This is a genomic window from Candidatus Pantoea deserta (assembly GCF_003813865.1).
Classification (GTDB): Bacteria; Pseudomonadota; Gammaproteobacteria; order Enterobacterales; family Enterobacteriaceae; genus Pantoea; species Pantoea deserta.
The window spans coordinates 88,258-104,288 of record NZ_RMVG01000015.1; the positions used below are offsets into that span (position 1 = coordinate 88,258).

Below are 16,031 nucleotides of genomic sequence, written 5' to 3' on the forward strand. Positions count from 1 at the left end.
GGCAGCCATGACTGAAAAAACGTTTCTGGTGGAAATTGGCACCGAAGAGCTGCCGCCGAAAGCCCTGCGTAGCCTGGCTGAAGCTTTTGCCGCCCAGGTGACCGCCGAACTGGATGGCGCCGGTCTGGCTCACGGCGACGTTCGCTGGTACGCCGCGCCGCGTCGTCTGGCGCTGAAAGTGGACGCGCTGAGTTCAGCGCAGGCCGATCGCGAAGTTGAAAAACGCGGTCCGGCCGTGGCCGCCGCCTTTGACGCCGAGGGTAAGCCCACAAAAGCCGCGGAAGGCTGGGCGCGCGGCAACGGCATCACGGTTGACCAGGCTGAGCGTCTGAGTACCGACAAAGGGGAATGGCTGGTGTATCGCGCTCAGGTGAAAGGCGAATCCGCCCAGTCGCTGCTGCCCGCGATGATCGCCAGCGCGCTCAGCAAGCTGCCCATCCCGAAACTGATGCGCTGGGGCGCGAGCGACGTGCAGTTTGTCCGTCCGGTGCACACCGTTACCCTGCTGCTGGGTGAAGAGCTGATCCCGGCGACGATTCTCGGCATTGAATCAGGCCGCACGATTCGCGGCCATCGCTTTATGGGCGAGCCGGAGTTCACGATCGACAGCGCCGATCAGTATCCTGCTATTCTGGAGACGCGCGGCAAAGTTATCGCCGATTACGCGGCACGTAAGGCGCAGATCAAAGCCGATGCGGAAGCTGCCGCGCGGCAGCTGGGCGGCAACGCCGATCTGAGCGACAGCCTGCTGGAAGAGGTGACCTCGCTGGTGGAGTGGCCGGTGGTGCTGACGGCGACCTTTGAAGAGAAGTTCCTCAAGGTGCCTGCGGAAGCGCTGGTCTACACCATGAAAGGCGACCAGAAATATTTCCCGGTCTATGACGACGCGGGCAAGCTGCTGCCGAACTTCATCTTCGTCACCAATATCGAATCGCGCGATCCGCAGCAGATTATTGCGGGTAATGAGAAGGTTGTGCGCCCGCGTCTGGCGGATGCGGAATTTTTCTTTAACACCGACCGCAAGAAGCGTCTGGAAGATCATCTGCCGCGCCTTGAAACCGTGCTGTTCCAGAAAGAGCTTGGCACGCTGCGCGACAAGACCGACCGTATTCAGGCGCTGGCGGGCTGGATCGCCGCGCAAATCGGCGCTGACGTTAACCACGCCACGCGCGCGGGCCTGCTCTCCAAGTGCGACCTGATGACCAACATGGTGTTCGAGTTTACCGACACTCAGGGCGTCATGGGGATGCACTATGCGCGTCACGACGGCGAAGCCGAAGACGTGGCGGTGGCGCTCAACGAGCAGTATCAGCCGCGCTACGCCGGCGACGATCTGCCGTCGAACCCGGTCGCCTGCGCGCTGGCCATCGCCGACAAGATGGACACCCTGGCAGGGATCTTCGGCATCGGTCAGCATCCGAAGGGCGATAAAGACCCGTTTGCGCTGCGTCGCGCCGCGCTGGGCGTGCTGCGCATTATCGTTGAGAAAAATCTGCCGCTCGATCTGCAAACGCTGACCGAAGAGGCGGTGCGTCTCTACGGCAGCAAGCTGAGCAATGCGCAGGTGGTCGACGACGTCATCGACTTTATGCTGGGCCGTTTCCGCAGCTGGTATCAGGAAGAAGGCCACAGCATCGATACGCTACAGGCGGTGCTGGCGCGTCGTCCGACCCGTCCTGCCGACTTTGACGCGCGCATGAAGGCGGTATCGCACTTCCGCACGCTGGACGAAGCGGCGGCGCTGGCGGCAGCCAACAAGCGCGTCTCCAACATCCTCGCGAAATCGACGGAAACCCTGAACGAAAATGTGCAGGCGTCGCTGCTGAAAGAGAACGAAGAGATCCAGCTGGCGACCTTCGTTACCGCGCTGGACGACAAGCTGCAACCTTACTTTGCGGAAGGCCGCTATCAGGATGCCCTGATCGAGCTGGCGCAGCTGCGCGCCGCCGTAGATAACTTCTTCGACAAGGTAATGGTGAACGCGGAGGATGCCGAAGTGCGCATTAACCGTCTGACGCTGCTGGCGAAACTGCGCGCGCTCTTCTTGCAGGTGGCGGATATTTCACTGTTGCAGTAACCGGGCAGTAAATGAAAAAAAGGCCGACAGCACTGTCGGCCTTTTTACTGGCGCTCGCCGGTAACGCATCAAAGCGAGCTGCGGCTTATCGCGGCTGACAGCCTGGCCTTAGCTGGCCGGCGGCGCGGTTCTGGCGAAACTCTCGCGCTGAAACAAATTCTCCGCCAGCTTGATCAGCGCCGGACGGTCAACGCACCAGTTGGGCGCCACATGACGGAAGTTGATATAGCCGATCATGCAGCCTGTCGCGACATCGGCAAGATTAAGCGTGCCGCTGTTCAGCCATTTCCCCTCTGCTGCGATCGCCTCCAGCTTATCCAGCCCGCGCAGAATCTTTTCGCGATGGCGCGTCAGCACCTCGGCAGACTGCTGCTCCGGCGCGCGCAGCTTTTCGCGCACGATAATGCTGGCGCAGTCGCTGACGCCATCCGCCAGCCGTTCAACCTGGCGAATATGCAGCGCCAGCCAGGGGTCGTCCGGCAGCAGCGCAGGTTCACTGCCGCGCAGTTCTAAAAACTGCGCGATAATAGAGGAGTCGAACCAGGCCTGATCGTTATCATCAATCAGCGTCGGCACTTTACCCAGCGGATTGTAGTGAGAGACGTGGCTGTCGGGGCTATAGGGCGCATCGTTAACAAACTCGAAAACGATGCCTTTTTCCAGCAGGATAACCGATATTTTCCGCACAAAAGGGCTGGTGTAGCTGCCAATCAGTTTCATCGCACTCCTCCGCCATCACAAAGGGTTAATCAGCTCTCATCGGGAAACAGAAACGGATTCAGGCTGCTGCGTGAGAAGCCTTCCTGCTCCATGCGCGCATCCAGCACCAGCGAAGCGAGATCGTCCGCGACAGGCTCCAGCGCCGGATCCTTCTCCTGATAAAGCATTTTCAGGTAGGTGCCGCAGTCGCCGCAGCTCTCTGCTTTAATCGCCGCCTGTTCGCTGTCCAGCGACCAGTAGTGCAGATCGCGCGTCTGTTCGCAGTTGCTGCATTTGCTGCGCGCCACATACCATTCGCTCTCGCACAGGTTGCAGTGCAGGTAGCGCAGCCCCTGCTGCGTGCCCAGATGCACCACGCTCGCCACCGGCATACTGGCGCAAACCGGGCAAAACTGGCGCTGTTCGCCATATTCCGCCCGCGCTTTGCCAGGGATCAGCGCGGCCATCTGCGCCCAGTAAACCGAAAGCGCGGCCCAGATAAAGGGAGCTTTATCGCTGCTGACCAGCGCAAATTCTCCCGCCAGCAGCGCGCTGGCCAGCGTCTCCAGTTCGCCAGCGGCGGTTTTTTCCAGATTTTCCAGCACCGCCAGCGCCTGACCGGTCATCTCCGGCTTTAATTCGGCGATAAGCGAGTGCAGCAGGCGCTGCCAGTGCGCATCGCGCGGCAGCGTATGAATATCCAGCGGCGGCTTGCCTTCGGCCGCGCTCTGCACCAGTCGATCGTAGAGATCGCGGTGCAGCGGATGGTCGTACAGGACGATCTCCTGCGCCTGGGCGATCTTGGCGGCGAAGCGCAGATAGTCGCCCAGAGGATTTTTATCCGCCAGTTCGCGCAGCCGCGCGGCGCGGCGGCTATAGAGGTTCTTCAGCCGGGGAAAAAGTAACGGCGGAATCGTATCCGCCGTTGTTTTTTCGCCTTTCTCCAGCTGGTCTTGCGGGATAATGCGAATACTCATCAGGGGCGTTTTTCCTGTTGTGTTGAGCGGTTGCGCTGCTCGCGATACCAGCGGGGATGATGTTTCTCCGCCCATGCGGATGTCACCCAGCCTTCAACCATAGCGGTGAGCGTGCCTTTGACCCACAGCGCCGCATAAATGTGCACCATGATAACGACAATCAGGCCCACGGCGGCAAGGGAGTGCACCAGCAGCGCGGCGCGGATCATCGGGATGTTAAAGGCGCCGGCAAACCACGGACGCCAGATGACCACACCGCTAAGCAGCAGCAGTATTAAGCTGATAATAGCAGCCCAGAACACACACTTCTGGCCGAAATTGTAGCGGCCAGTATCGCCGACCTCTTCGTTGAGGGCAATTTTATGGATATTGCGCGCCCACAGCAGGTCGTCTTTATTCACCAGGTTATGATGCCAGTAGCGGAAAAACATCAGCAGAAAGGCCGCAAACATCGTCACGCCGATAAAGGGGTGCAGAATGCGCGCCAGCTGCGGCGTGCCCAGCACATTCATCAGCCAGTTAAACGAGGGAAAAAGAAAACCCAGTCCGCTGAGCGCCGCCAGCATAAAACAGATGGCGACAATCCAGTGGTTAATACGCTCCGCCGCACGGTAGCGAATGATGCGATCGCCTTTTTTCATTCCTTTTCCTCCTCATGTTCTTCTACGCGGTTTGGCCCAACGCCGACATAGTGAAATACCGAGGCGGCAAAGGTAGCGGCGAAACCAACGGCCGCCAGTGGCTTCCAGATCCCTTTCCAGAACGTCACGGTGGGGCTGATGCCCGGATTTTCCGGTAGTCCGTGGTAAAGCTGCGGCTTACTGGCATGGTGCAAGACATACATCACATGGGTGCCGCCGACGCCTGCCGGATCGTAAAGACCGGCGTTTTCAAAGCCGCGCGACTTCAGTTCGGCCACGCGTTCGGCCGCGAGCTGTTTCATCTCCTCTTTAGTGCCGAAGTGAATCGCGCCGGTCGGGCAGGTTTTTACGCAGGCCGGTTCCTGTCCGGCACTGACCCGATCGACACAGAGCGTGCACTTATAGGCGCGGTTGTCCTCTTTGTTGATGCGCGGCACGTTAAAGGGGCAGCCTGCTACGCAGTAGCCGCAGCCGATACAGTGTTCCGACTGAAAATCGACGATGCCGTTGGCGTACTGCACGATGGCGCCCGCCGACGGGCAGGCCTTCAGGCAGCCGGGATCGGCGCAGTGCATGCAGCCGTCTTTGCGGATCAGCCACTCCAGACGGCCATGCTCTTCTGTTTCAGAAAAGCGCATGACCGTCCAGGCTTTGGCGTCGAGATCGGTGGGGTTGTCATAGACGCCGATGTTATGGCCGACGTCAGCGCGAATATCGTTCCACTCCGAGCAGGCCACCTGACAGCCTTTGCAACCGATACAGGTGGTCACGTCAATCAGCTTGGCGACCTGCTGTTTGTGGTCGCGCGCCTGCGGCGCGGGCGTGAGTGAACTGGTCGCGGAGCGACGAATAATGTCCTGGGTGGGATAAGCCATGTCCGTTCTCCGTTACGCCTTCTCTATTTTCACTAAAAAACCTTTATATTCGGGCGTTTGCGAGTTGGCATCGCCCACTGACGGCGTCAGCGTATTGGCAAGAAAGCCTTTGCGCGCCGCGCCTTCAAAACCCCAGTGACAGGGAATGCCGACGGTATCGATCGGCTTGCCGTCGATGGTGAGGCGCTGCAACCGTCGCGTGACCACCGCCTTCGCTTTGATATAGCCGCGTCGGGATGACACTTTGACGCTGTCGCCCGCCTTGATGCCTTTTTCCGCTGCCAGCTCCTCGCCAATCTCGACGAACTGCTCTGGCTGCGCAATGGCGTTCAGCAGGGCGTGTTTGGTCCAGTGGCGGAACAGCTCGGTAATGGAGTAGGTGGTGGCGACGCAGGGATACTGGGCCGCCTCGCCCAGCTCTTCGGCGTCACGCGCAAAGAGGCGCGCCACCGGGCTGTGGCTCTGCTGCGGATGCAGCGGGTTGGCGTCGAGCGGGCTTTCCATCGGTTCATAGTGCTCAGGGAAAGGACCATCGGCCATTTTATCGAGCGCGAACAGATGGCCCATGCCGTCGGGCTGCATAATAAAGGGTCCGGCTTTCTGCTGCGGCGCAAGGGTCAGCGGATAATCAGGAACGTCGATGCCGTGCCAGCGCTGCCCGTCCCATTCAATCAGGCGACGGCCTGGATCCCAGGCTTTGCCCTGCTCGTCGGCAGAGGCGCGGTTATACAGGATGCGGCGGTTGGCGGGCCAGGCCCAGGCCCAGCCGGACACCGCGCCCAGACCTGACGGGTCGGCGTTATCGCGGCGCGCCATCTGGTTGCCTTGCGGCGTCCAGCTGCCGCTATAAATCCAGCAGCCGCTGGCGGTGGTGCCGTCGTTACGCAGTTCGGCAAAGGAGCTGAGCTGCTGGCCTTTTTTCAGCAGCAGCTTGCCGCTGGCGTCATAGACGTCCTGTAATGCGCGGCCGTTACTCTCCTGCGCCACCTCTTCCGGCGATGGATCGGCGGGGTTACGGTAATCCCAGCTCATCGCCATCAGCGGATCTGGCGCGACGCCGCCCTCTTTTTGATAGAGTTCGCGCAGGCGTAAAAAGAGGTTGCCGAGGATCTTGCCGTCGTGCAGCGCTTCGCCCGGCGGCTCGGCGGCCGCCCAGTGCCACTGAAGCCAGCGCGAGGAGTTAGCGACTGAACCATCTTCTTCTGCGAAACAGGAAGAGGGCAGGCGGAACACTTCCGTGTCGATTTGCGCCGGATCAACGTCGTTAAATTCACCGTGCGACTGCCAGAAGCTGGCGGTTTCGGTGCTGAGCGGATCGATCACCACCATATATTTCAGGCGAGAAAGCGCGCGGCACGCTTTGTTTTTGTTCGGGAAAGCGGCCAGCAGGTTAAAGCCCTGGATAATGGCCCCGTTCATCTCGCCCTGTTCCATCATCTCTGCCTGCGCCATGCAGTCGTAGCTTTTGTCCCACTTAGGCAGCCAGTCATAGCCCCACTGATTTTCCGCCGTGGCGTTATCGCCATAGAAGCTTTTCATCAGGCTGACAAAGAATTTATCGGTGTTCTGCCAGTAGTTGACCTGTCCCGCCAGCGGCGCGACGGGCGTCGCTTTTTGCAGATAGTCCGCCAGCGTCGGCGTTTTTTCCGACGGCAGCGGCAGATAGCCCGGCAGGCTCTGCGCCAGCAGGCCGAGATCGGTATAGCCCTGTACGTTAGAGTGGCCGCGCAGCGCGTTGATGCCGCCGCCGGGCATGCCGATATTGCCGAGCAGCAGCTGAATCATCGCCGCGGTGCGGATAATCTGCGCGCCGTTGGTGTGATGCGTCCAGCCCAGCGCGTAGAGGATGGTGGCGGTGCGGTTGGTGGCGCTGGTGGAGGCGAGCTGCTCACAGACAGAGAGGAAGGTCGCCTGCGGCGTGCCGCACAGACGCTCTACCATTTCCGGCGTGTAGCGGCTGGCATGGACTTTCAGTAGGTTCAGCACGCAGCGCGGGTGGCTGAGGCTGTCGTCGCGGCGCGCCTGTCCCTTTTCATCCAGCTCATACTGCCAGCTGCCGCGATCGTACTGACGCGTTTGCGGATCGTAGCCGCTAAACAGGCCATCTTTGAAGCTGTAACCTTCACTGACGATTAGCGCGGCGTTGGTAAAGGCGCGCACGTACTGCTGCTGAATCTGGTTGTGTTGCAGCAGATAGTTAATGACGCCCATCAGGAAGGTGACGTCGCTGCCCGCACGCAGCGGCGCATAGAGGTCGGCGACCGATGCCGAACGGTTAAAGCGCGGATCGACCACAATTACCTGCGCGTTATTATGGGTTTTCGCTTCGATCACCCATTTAAAGCCGACCGGATGCGCTTCCGCCGGATTGCCGCCCATGATCAGCACGACGTTGGCGTTTTTAATATCGTTCCAGTTGTTGGTCATTGCGCCGCGGCCAAAGCTGGGCGCCAGCGCGGCAACCGTTGGCCCGTGGCACAGTCGGGCCTGGTTCTCCAGCGCGACGATACCCAGCGCACGGGCGAATTTATGGTCGAGCAGGCCGGTTTCGTTGCTGGCCGCCGACGAACAGAACATGGAGGTCGTCGGCCAGCGGTTGACCGTGAGACCTGCGGCGTTGGTCTGCTGGAAGTGCGCGTCGCGATCCTGCTTCATCAGGCGGGCGATGCGTTCGAACGCCTCCTCCCAGCTGATACGCTGCCACTTGTCGCTGCCGGGCGCGCGATATTCAGGGTATTTTAATCGCTGATCGCTGTGAATATAGTCGAGTACGCCCGCGCCTTTCGGGCAAAGAGAGCCGCGGCTTACCGGGTGATCGGGATCGCCCTCGATGTGGTAGATGGCTGAGCGGGCGTTTTTAGCGCCGTCGCCGAGGCTGTAAATCAGCATGCCGCAGCCAACCGAGCAATAGGTACAGTTGTTACGGGTTTCTCTGGCGCGAACCAGCTTATATTCCCGGATGCTGGCCAGAGCCGTTTCAGGAGCAAACCCTAATAACGCCGCACTGGTCCCTGCCATGCCTCCGGCGCAAATCTTAAAAAAACTTCGTCTGGTAATTTGCATTATCTTTCTTCTTTATCAATCAGCTCCATTGCGAAGCTATGCAAAATAGCAGTCCTCTTTCGGACTTATTTGATGAAGGTCAATAAGGCAGTGCTTAATAAAGCTTTTTTAAATTCTGTTTAACACTCTTTAGGTAGAGTGCGAGCGGGGTGGCGTTTTTTTCAGCAGGTAAAAAGAAACCTGTTGTCTTATGAAATACGATGTTAATTGTGGATAAGGAATCGTTCTCATTTACAGCGACAGGGCAGGCGCAGCGGGCAATGGCAGCATAATTTGTATAGTGTTTTTTTTGCGCTGCGCGAGGCAAGAGCGCAAAATTGGTCCACGCAGCGCCTGATGTTCAGCAGCGCATGATTTACATTCTTGTTAACGACGGGTAGACATTCTTGAAATCCCTATCTCAACCTTCAGGCGAAAATTTAACATTTCAGGACGGGATCAGCGAAGCGCTGGTATGGCAGCGCGCTAGCTTAACGCAGCCTCAGTCTGACTGGCTGGCGGATGAAGTCCCGGTGGCGCTGGTTTACAACGGTATCTCCCATGTGGTGATGATGACGACGCCAAAAGATCTGGAGGCGTTCGCCATCGGCTTTTCTCTGTCGGAAGGCATTATTGACGCGCCGGGCGACATTTTCGGCCTGGACGTGGTGCCTGGCTGTAACGGTATTGAAGTGCAGATCGAGCTTTCCAGTCGGCGCTTTATGGCGCTGAAAGAGCAGCGCCGCGCGCTGGCAGGGCGTACCGGCTGCGGCGTATGCGGGGTGGAGCAGCTGGAGCAGATCGGCAAGCCGGTACAGCCGCTGCCCTTTACGCAGACCTTCGATCTGGCGCAGCTGGATCGCGGCTTAGGCCAGTTAAAAAGCTTTCAGCCTGTAGGCCAGCAGACCGGCTGCACCCATGCGGCGGCCTGGATACGTCCGGACGGCGAACTGGCGGGCGGCTGCGAAGATGTGGGGCGGCACGTCGCGCTCGATAAGCTGCTCGGCTATCGCAGTCGCGCCAGCTGGGGCGACGGGGCCGTACTGGTCTCCAGCCGCGCCAGCTATGAAATGGTGCAAAAGTCCGCCATGTGCGGCGTAGAGATCCTGTTTGCGGTGTCGGCGGCCACGCGTCTCGCTGTCGAGGTGGCGCAGCGTTGCAACCTGACGCTGGTCGGCTTCAGTAAACCGGGACGCGCCACGGTGTATACGCATCCGCAGCGGCTGCGCTGAGCCGGGTTTAGTGCCGGTGGGCTGTAAAAACAACGGTTTGCTTATGCCGGATTTCGCTATTCCTTATGTTTAATGGGGCATTGATTACCCTTTTCCGGATCATGAATTTAACTATAATGGTTCGACTGCTTACGCGGCGCGCCCCTGGCGTTGCCGCCCAAATATGATATGGAGAGGAAGAACATGAGTTATTCACTGCCATCCCTGCCTTACGCCTACGACGCACTGGAACCGCATTTCGACAAGCAGACGATGGAAATCCATCACACTAAGCATCACCAGACCTACGTTAACAATGCTAACGCAGCGCTGGAAGGCACCGAATTTGCTGACCTGCCGGTTGACGAGCTGATCACTAAACTGGATCAGGTTCCGGCAGACAAAAAAACCGTACTGCGCAACAACGCAGGCGGCCACGCTAACCACAGCCTGTTCTGGAAAGGCCTGAAAACCGGCACCACGCTTCAGGGCGACCTGAAAGCCGCGATTGAAAAAGATTTCGGCAGCGTTGAGAAATTCCAGGAAGCGTTCGAGAAAGCTGCCGCAACCCGCTTTGGTTCAGGCTGGGCGTGGCTGGTGAAACAAGGCGACAAGCTGGCCGTGGTTTCTACCGCTAACCAGGACAACCCGCTGATGGGCGAAGCCATTTCCGGCACCTCTGGCTTCCCGATTCTGGGCCTGGACGTGTGGGAGCACGCCTACTACCTGAAATTCCAGAACAAACGTCCTGACTATATCAAGGCGTTCTGGAACGTGGTGAACTGGGACGAAGCCGCAGCGCGTTTCGCTTCAGCAAAATAATCGTCTTATCCAGTAAGACAAAAAACCGGCGCATCGCTTCGCCGGTTTTTTTATTGCTTAAAATCCTTTTATTAAACCGCAGTTAAACATTCGTGCAGTTCGTATTTTACCTTTTACCACATTAATCAACCGTTGAGCTTTGCCCCGGTAGGCTTAGTAACATTCCACCAGAGGATGTTACATCGTGTCCATTATAACTACGCACTCGCCGGCCACAGAGTCGTCGGCTTCGCTGTTTTTGCAGTTAATCAGCGGCAAATATATTCCGAATAAACTGTGGTTGAGTAAAAATTTCCGTGTGAAATTTGCCTTAAGATCGCTGGCGTTTCCCGTTACGACGCTGAGCTATTTACGCCAGCTGTCGAGGCTCCCCGATTTAGCCCAGGTAATGAGCGTACAGGGGCTATTACCTGCGAAACCGCATCGCCCCTATTTGCGCGCCGGAATGAGCGTCGCCGAGCGCGCGCAGGCCATTCTCGATCACTACCAGCAGGTAGCTGCCTTGCAGAATATCAGGCTACGCCAGCTGCTACAAAGTGCCGGCGAAAACCTGCTGGCGACGCTGCGCGGTAAAAACGAGGAGTGCTTTGCGCTTTTCTCCTGTCCGGGGCGTTTTGATCGCGAGGGGGAAATAACGCTGGTGCTGCGCTATCAGGAGGCGACAATTGCCTCGCTCTCTTTTTCGTTAATTAATGAGAGTAAACAGCGCACCTTATTAATTGGCGGATTGCAGGGGCCGCGTAAGCATATTTCAAATGAGGTGATCCGCGAAGCGACCAAAGCCGCGCACGGTCTGTTTCCTAAACGTATCCTGATGGAGGCGGTTTTTATTCTGGCGCGGCAGTGCGCCGTGGAAAACATCGTTGCCGTCGGCGATGCGACCCATGTGTTTCGCAGCCTGCGCTATCGCCACAGCAAAAGCGATCACTTCTTTGCCAGTTATAGCGAGTTCTGGATCTCGCTCGGCGGAACAGAGCGTCAGGATGGGCTGTTTCAGCTACCGCTCAGCGTGCCGCGTAAAGCGCTGGAGGAGATCGCCAGCAAGAAACGCGCGGAGTATCGCCGACGTTATGCGCTGCTGGACGCGCTGACAGAGCAGATGTTAACCGCTGCTGGCCAGCGCGCGGCGGATCAGGCGGCTGCCTGATCCTGGGGGGTCAGAACGGCTTTTTCGCGAAGCCGGTCATGACTTTCAGACCCATCTCGCGACCCAGCGCCGTCATCGGGTGCACCACGACCAGGCCGCGCACGCTTTTCTTCAGCGTGCCCATGTCGGCCTGCTCTTTGCGGGTGATTTCACGGCTGAACGGCAGGTCCATCAGCTTCTGCGCTTCTTTGCTCAGTTTGTCGTCGAGCTTGTCGCGCAGACGTTCGATTTCGGTAACCAGCGCCTCTTTCTCTTTCAGCAGCGCGCCCAGTTTCTCAGCGTCGCCCGCTTCCAGCAGCTGCGGCTCTTTACGGTTCAGGGCGTCCAGCTGATCGCTCAGACGCTTAATTTCGGCTTTTTCTTGCTCTTTCATGGCGGAAACTCGTAGTGGAAAACAGGCAAAGGATACACGAAAAGTCGCGCGGATACGCGTTCATCCGCAGAGAAGGGCGCGCCTGGCCTTAGCTGCCAGGACGTTTAAACGCCTGTTTCAGGCTGATTCGTGAGATCAATTCAGTCAGGGAAAGCACCATGGTCGAGCGTACCATTTGCAGATAGCGCTGCTGCTGCATGGCGCGCAGCTCGGCGTCGTCAGGGTGAAAATCCGGCTGCGGCGGCCAGGCGGCCACGCAGTGCAGTTCGCGAAAGGGACCGAGGATCTCGTCGTCCGTAAAGCGATAGTCGCCCTGATCGTGGTTAAGCTCTTCGCGCAGCGCCAGCAGCAGCTCGCAATCTTCATACTCGTGGCGGCTGATAACCCCCAGGCCGTAAATCAGCTTAAGACGCACCGGCAGCTCACCAAGAGGCCCATCGCCCAGTAACAGCGGCTCTACCGCATATTTCACCGCATAGTCGTCTTTGCGAAATACCTGTAATACCAGCAGATTGACCGCTTCGGCCAACAGCTCTACGGCGGCGATCAGAAAGCTTCTCACCGAGCGACCGGCGTTGAGGCGCTCCAGCACCCGGTTTTCAAAAGCCTGCTTTTCTTCCATTGTCGCCTGCAACATTCCACTACCGTCAACGGGCGCAGCCTGACCGCGCCCGTACCACTTTTGCGTGACTGGCACGCGTCTCTTATGCCATTGCGTTGTAGGCGCTAACCGCTGCGGCCACGACGTCGCTGTTGGCATCCAGACCGGACACCTGCGCCAGCGTGGCCTGCGGACCTTTCTCATTCAGCAGCGCTTCCAGCTCCTGGGCCTGCGGATCCTGCGCGCTGCGGTAGCGCATCGCGGCCGCGATGCCCTGCACCAGATTCGCGTTAGGCAGCTGGTACTCCAGCGTTCCCAGCGTCGGCTTGATCAGGCGATCGCCTGCGCTCAACTTACGCAGCGGCTGGCGGCCAACGCGTTCGACATCATCTTTCAGATAGGGGTTCTCAAAGCGGCCAAGAATTTTCTCGATATAGGCGGCGTGCTTGTCGGCGTCAAAGCCGTAGCGCTTGATCAATACCGCTCCGCTCTCTTGCATTGCGCCTTTTACCACCGCACGGATTTTCTCGTCCAGAATGGCGTCGCGAATGGTCTGATGACCCGCCAGCTGGCCGAGGTAAGCGGTAATGGCGTGGCCGGTATTTAGGGTAAAGAGTTTGCGCTCGACGAACGCCATCAGGTTATCGGTCAGCTCCATGCCCGCAATAGTGGGCAGCTCGCCTTTGAACTGGGTTTTATCAACGATCCACTCGCTGAAGGTTTCTACCGTGACTTCCAGCGGATCCTTGCTGCCCGCCTCAGAGGGCGGCACGATGCGGTCTACCGCCGAGTCGACGAAGCCGACGTGCTGTTCGATCCAGGTATGATACTGTTCAGGCAGCGCTTTCAGCACGTGCTGCTTTAGCTGGCTGGTGCCGCGCACCATGTTTTCACAGGCAATAATATTCAGCGGCTGGGTATTGCCGTTGTCATGGCGCTGCGCCAGACCTTTCGCCAGGCTGCCTGCGATGCGCTCAAGAATTTGCGGGCCTACCGCCGTGGTCACCAGATCGACCTCCGCCACCAGCGTCACGATCTCATCGCTGGTGCTGTTGACCGCGCTGACGCCGGTTACGATGTCTACTTTCGCCTGCTCGCCAACCACATGAACGGGATACTCATGACGCGCGTTCAGTGCGTCCAGCACCACCTGATTGACATCGGCAAAGACCAGCTCAATGCCTGCATCCGCCAGCAGCTTGCCGATGAAACCACGACCGATATTACCTGCTCCAAAATGTAACGCTTTCATAATATTGACCCATATCAAATGACGATGGGGCGGGCATATCCGCCCCGCAAATCGGGACGGGCATACCCGCCCCAGGGAAAATCATGCAGGACGTTTAGGCGGTAGCCGGGCTGCCTGACAGCAGATCCAGGACTTCCTGCACGCTGGTGGTGTGCGCCAGCTTCTCAATCACGCTTTCGTCGTCCAGCGCGTTGGTCAGGCTGGTAATGACCTGAATATGTTCGTTGTTACGCGCCGCAATACCGATGACCAGACGCGCCACGTCATCCGCGTCTTCGCCGAACAGCACGCCCTGTGGATACTGACAGAACACTACGCCGGTTTTCAATACGCGATCTTTCGCTTCCACCGTCCCGTGCGGCACGGCGATAGATTCGCCGAGGTAGGTTGGCGTGAGCTGTTCGCGCGCCAGCATCGCGTCGACATATTCCGGCTGAACGTAGCCGCCTTTTACCAGTTGCTCGCCGGCAAAGCGAATCGCCTGCTCTTTGTTGCTGGCGGTCAGGCCGAGGAAGACGTTGTCCGCGCCCAGTTTGAACAGATGGGCGCCGCTGTTATCGTAGCTGTCCGCCAGCGCGCTCTGTACGGTTTCGCGGTGCGCTTCGCTGCGGTTCGCGGCAACCAGACGCTCAGTCAGGTTGGTGTAGAGCGCGCTGTCGAGGAAGTTATTCAGCGAGATATGCTGCGCCTGCGGCGCCTGACGCATTGCGCGCTCGGTAAGATCGCGATGAGTAATCACCAGGTCAACATCGCCCGGCAGCGAGTTAATCGCGCTATTGGTTACCGACACGTTGCCTAAACCGGCATCCTGCACTTTCTTACGCAACACGCCAGCGCCCATTGCGCTGGAACCCATACCGGCGTCGCAGGCGACAATGATTTTACGCACGTGGCTGACGTCAACGCTGTTCGCATCGGCAACGGCTGGCGCGCCGGCGACAGCCTGACCTTTCGACTGCGCTTTCATATCCTGCATACGCTTAGTCGCGGCCTCAATGTCATCATCTTCTTTCACTTTGCTGGTTTTCAGCAGCACGGAAGCGACCACGAATGAAACGGCAAAGGCGGCGACGATGGCGGTGATATTGGCAAAGTAGGTGCCTTTCGGCGTCATTGCCAGAACGGCCAGGATTGAACCCGGCGAGGCCGGAGAGACCAGGCCGCCATGCAGCAGCGTCAGCGTAAATACGCCGGTCATACCGCCGAGGATAACCGCCAGCAGCAGACGCGGCGCCATCAGGACATACGGGAAGTAGATTTCGTGAATCCCGCCGAGGAAGTGGATGATCGCGGCGCCGCCCGCAGATTGTCTCGCGCTGCCGCGGCCAAAGATCATATAGGCCACCAGCACGCCCATACCTGGGCCTGGGTTCGCTTCGATCAGGAAGAAGATGGATTTGCCTGCTTCGCTGGCCTGCTGGATGCCCAGCGGCGAGAAGATGCCGTGGTTGATGGCATTATTGAGGAACAGGATTTTCGCCGGTTCAACAAAGATAGAGGTCAGCGGCAGCAGGTTGTTCTGCACCATCAGGTTCACGCCTGCGGCAAGGATATGCGACAGAGCTTCCACCAGCGGACCGATAGCCATGAAGGCGATCAGGGCCAGCACCATGCCGATAATACCGGCAGAGAAGTTGTTAACCAGCATCTCGAAGCCGCTTTTGATCTTGCCGTCGATCGCGCGGTCGAAAGATTTAATCGCCCAGCCGCCCAGCGGACCGGCAATCATTGCGCCGAGGAACATCGGCATATCGGCGCCGACAATCACGCCCATAGTGGTAATCGCGCCGACCACGCCGCCGCGATCGCCGCCGACCAGACGCCCGCCGGTGAAACCGATCAGCAGCGGCAGCAGATAGGTGATCATCGGCCCGACCAGCTTGGCCAGCGTTTCGTTTGGAATCCATCCGGTTGGGATGAACAGTGCAGTAATGATACCCCAGGCGATAAACGCACCGATGTTAGGCATCACCATGTTACTCAGAAAGCGGCCAAAGCTCTGGACCTTGACCTTGACTGATGAGGACATAAACCCACCCCTTATCGAGACGCGCTGCAATAAGAGAGCGCGTTTGTTTTTGTTAGGCCAGCGAGGCAGCAAGCCGTCGCTATTACTGTATGCACGCGGACTCTATCACGCGAATATGACGCTGCGTAGCGGTCGGATTAAGTGTGATCTCGGTCACTGATTTTTGGTGGGTTCGGGGTGTTTTTTAGTGAAGTAGATCACAGTTCAGAGGTATAAAAAAGCGCCAGCGCACATTTTTTCAGCAGGAAACCGGGCTAAATGTGATGAAAGTCACTTTTTATTATG

General features: G+C 58.4%; 13 protein-coding genes. 4 read left to right on the forward strand and 9 right to left on the reverse strand.

Annotation, left to right across the window (positions count from 1 at the left end):
* Positions 1–7 precede the first annotated feature (7 nt).
* Entirely contained in the window at positions 8–2,077 is a 2,070-nt protein-coding gene (gene glyS, locus BBB56_RS17420; protein WP_123802204.1) for a glycine--tRNA ligase subunit beta, read from the forward strand.
* 108 nt (positions 2,078–2,185) lie between these two features.
* Here glyS and BBB56_RS17425 read toward each other — a convergent pair whose 3' ends face one another.
* From BBB56_RS17425 to fdnG, 5 genes are read right to left on the reverse strand one after another with little or no spacing between them, the layout of a single operon-like run.
* Positions 2,186–2,797, reverse strand: a complete 612-nt coding sequence (locus BBB56_RS17425; protein ID WP_123802205.1) for a glutathione S-transferase — start codon at positions 2,795–2,797, stop codon at positions 2,186–2,188.
* 29 nt (positions 2,798–2,826) lie between these two features.
* The gene (gene fdhE / locus BBB56_RS17430) at positions 2,827–3,753 is read right to left on the reverse strand and encodes a formate dehydrogenase accessory protein FdhE (RefSeq protein ID WP_123802206.1); all 927 of its coding nucleotides are present in this window, start codon (positions 3,751–3,753) and stop codon (positions 2,827–2,829) included.
* A complete protein-coding gene (gene fdoI, locus BBB56_RS17435; protein ID WP_123802207.1) occupies positions 3,753–4,394 on the reverse strand; it encodes a formate dehydrogenase cytochrome b556 subunit in 642 nt (213 codons plus the stop codon). Before fdoI ends, fdhE begins: the two co-directional genes overlap by 1 nt.
* Positions 4,391–5,269: a formate dehydrogenase subunit beta gene (fdxH, locus tag BBB56_RS17440; RefSeq protein ID WP_123802208.1), complete on the reverse strand. Its 879-nt coding sequence runs from the start codon at positions 5,267–5,269 to the stop codon at positions 4,391–4,393. Before fdxH ends, fdoI begins: the two co-directional genes overlap by 4 nt.
* A gap of 12 nt (positions 5,270–5,281) precedes the next feature.
* A complete protein-coding gene (fdnG, locus tag BBB56_RS17445; RefSeq protein ID WP_123802209.1) occupies positions 5,282–8,332 on the reverse strand; it encodes a formate dehydrogenase-N subunit alpha in 3,051 nt (1,016 codons plus the stop codon).
* Between the two features lie 437 nt (positions 8,333–8,769).
* Between fdnG and fdhD the strand changes: the two genes are divergently transcribed.
* The 3 genes from fdhD to BBB56_RS17460 all read left to right on the forward strand — a co-directional run bounded on the left by fdhD (position 8,770) and on the right by BBB56_RS17460 (position 11,491).
* Positions 8,770–9,543 (forward strand): formate dehydrogenase accessory sulfurtransferase FdhD, encoded by a 774-nt coding sequence (gene fdhD / locus BBB56_RS17450; RefSeq protein WP_505541175.1) that lies wholly within the window; start codon positions 8,770–8,772, stop codon positions 9,541–9,543.
* Between the two features lie 183 nt (positions 9,544–9,726).
* Positions 9,727–10,344, forward strand: coding sequence for a superoxide dismutase [Mn] (sodA, locus tag BBB56_RS17455; protein WP_123802211.1), 618 nt, complete (start codon positions 9,727–9,729; stop codon positions 10,342–10,344).
* Between the two features lie 184 nt (positions 10,345–10,528).
* Positions 10,529–11,491, forward strand: a complete 963-nt coding sequence (locus BBB56_RS17460) for a VirK/YbjX family protein (protein WP_123802212.1) — start codon at positions 10,529–10,531, stop codon at positions 11,489–11,491.
* 10 nt (positions 11,492–11,501) lie between these two features.
* On the opposite strand, the gene BBB56_RS17465 is transcribed toward BBB56_RS17460, so the two are convergent.
* From BBB56_RS17465 to BBB56_RS17480, 4 genes are all read right to left on the reverse strand, one after another.
* Positions 11,502–11,864 carry a YibL family ribosome-associated protein gene (locus tag BBB56_RS17465; protein WP_123802213.1) on the reverse strand — a complete coding sequence of 121 codons (363 nt, stop codon included), beginning with the start codon at positions 11,862–11,864 and terminating at the stop codon, positions 11,502–11,504.
* A gap of 88 nt (positions 11,865–11,952) precedes the next feature.
* The gene (gene mtlR, locus BBB56_RS17470; RefSeq protein WP_199756255.1) at positions 11,953–12,501 is read right to left on the reverse strand and encodes a mannitol operon repressor MtlR; all 549 of its coding nucleotides are present in this window, start codon (positions 12,499–12,501) and stop codon (positions 11,953–11,955) included.
* Positions 12,502–12,568: 67 nt separating this feature from the next.
* Positions 12,569–13,717 carry a mannitol-1-phosphate 5-dehydrogenase gene (gene mtlD, locus BBB56_RS17475; RefSeq protein ID WP_123802214.1) on the reverse strand — a complete coding sequence of 383 codons (1,149 nt, stop codon included), beginning with the start codon at positions 13,715–13,717 and terminating at the stop codon, positions 12,569–12,571.
* A 94-nt stretch (positions 13,718–13,811) separates the two neighbouring features.
* Positions 13,812–15,746 carry a PTS mannitol transporter subunit IICBA gene (locus BBB56_RS17480; RefSeq protein WP_123802215.1) on the reverse strand — a complete coding sequence of 645 codons (1,935 nt, stop codon included), beginning with the start codon at positions 15,744–15,746 and terminating at the stop codon, positions 13,812–13,814.
* Positions 15,747–16,031: the final 285 nt, after the last annotated feature.

Excerpts from the sequence above, each read along its gene's own strand:
- mtlD (WP_123802214.1), bottom strand. The coding sequence starts at position 13,717 with ATGAAAGCGTTACATTTTGGAGCAGGTAATATCGGTCGTGGTTTCATC.
- fdxH (WP_123802208.1), bottom strand. The coding sequence starts at position 5,269 with ATGGCTTATCCCACCCAGGACATTATTCGTCGCTCCGCGACCAGTTCA.
- fdoI (WP_123802207.1), bottom strand. The coding sequence starts at position 4,394 with ATGAAAAAAGGCGATCGCATCATTCGCTACCGTGCGGCGGAGCGTATT.
- BBB56_RS17425 (WP_123802205.1), bottom strand. The coding sequence starts at position 2,797 with ATGAAACTGATTGGCAGCTACACCAGCCCTTTTGTGCGGAAAATATCG.
- glyS (WP_123802204.1), top strand. The coding sequence starts at position 8 with ATGACTGAAAAAACGTTTCTGGTGGAAATTGGCACCGAAGAGCTGCCG.
- BBB56_RS17480 (WP_123802215.1), bottom strand. The coding sequence starts at position 15,746 with ATGTCCTCATCAGTCAAGGTCAAGGTCCAGAGCTTTGGCCGCTTTCTG.
- sodA (WP_123802211.1), top strand. The coding sequence starts at position 9,727 with ATGAGTTATTCACTGCCATCCCTGCCTTACGCCTACGACGCACTGGAA.
- BBB56_RS17465 (WP_123802213.1), bottom strand. The coding sequence starts at position 11,864 with ATGAAAGAGCAAGAAAAAGCCGAAATTAAGCGTCTGAGCGATCAGCTG.
- mtlR (WP_199756255.1), bottom strand. The coding sequence starts at position 12,501 with ATGTTGCAGGCGACAATGGAAGAAAAGCAGGCTTTTGAAAACCGGGTG.
- fdnG (WP_123802209.1), bottom strand. The coding sequence starts at position 8,332 with ATGCAAATTACCAGACGAAGTTTTTTTAAGATTTGCGCCGGAGGCATG.
- fdhE (WP_123802206.1), bottom strand. The coding sequence starts at position 3,753 with ATGAGTATTCGCATTATCCCGCAAGACCAGCTGGAGAAAGGCGAAAAA.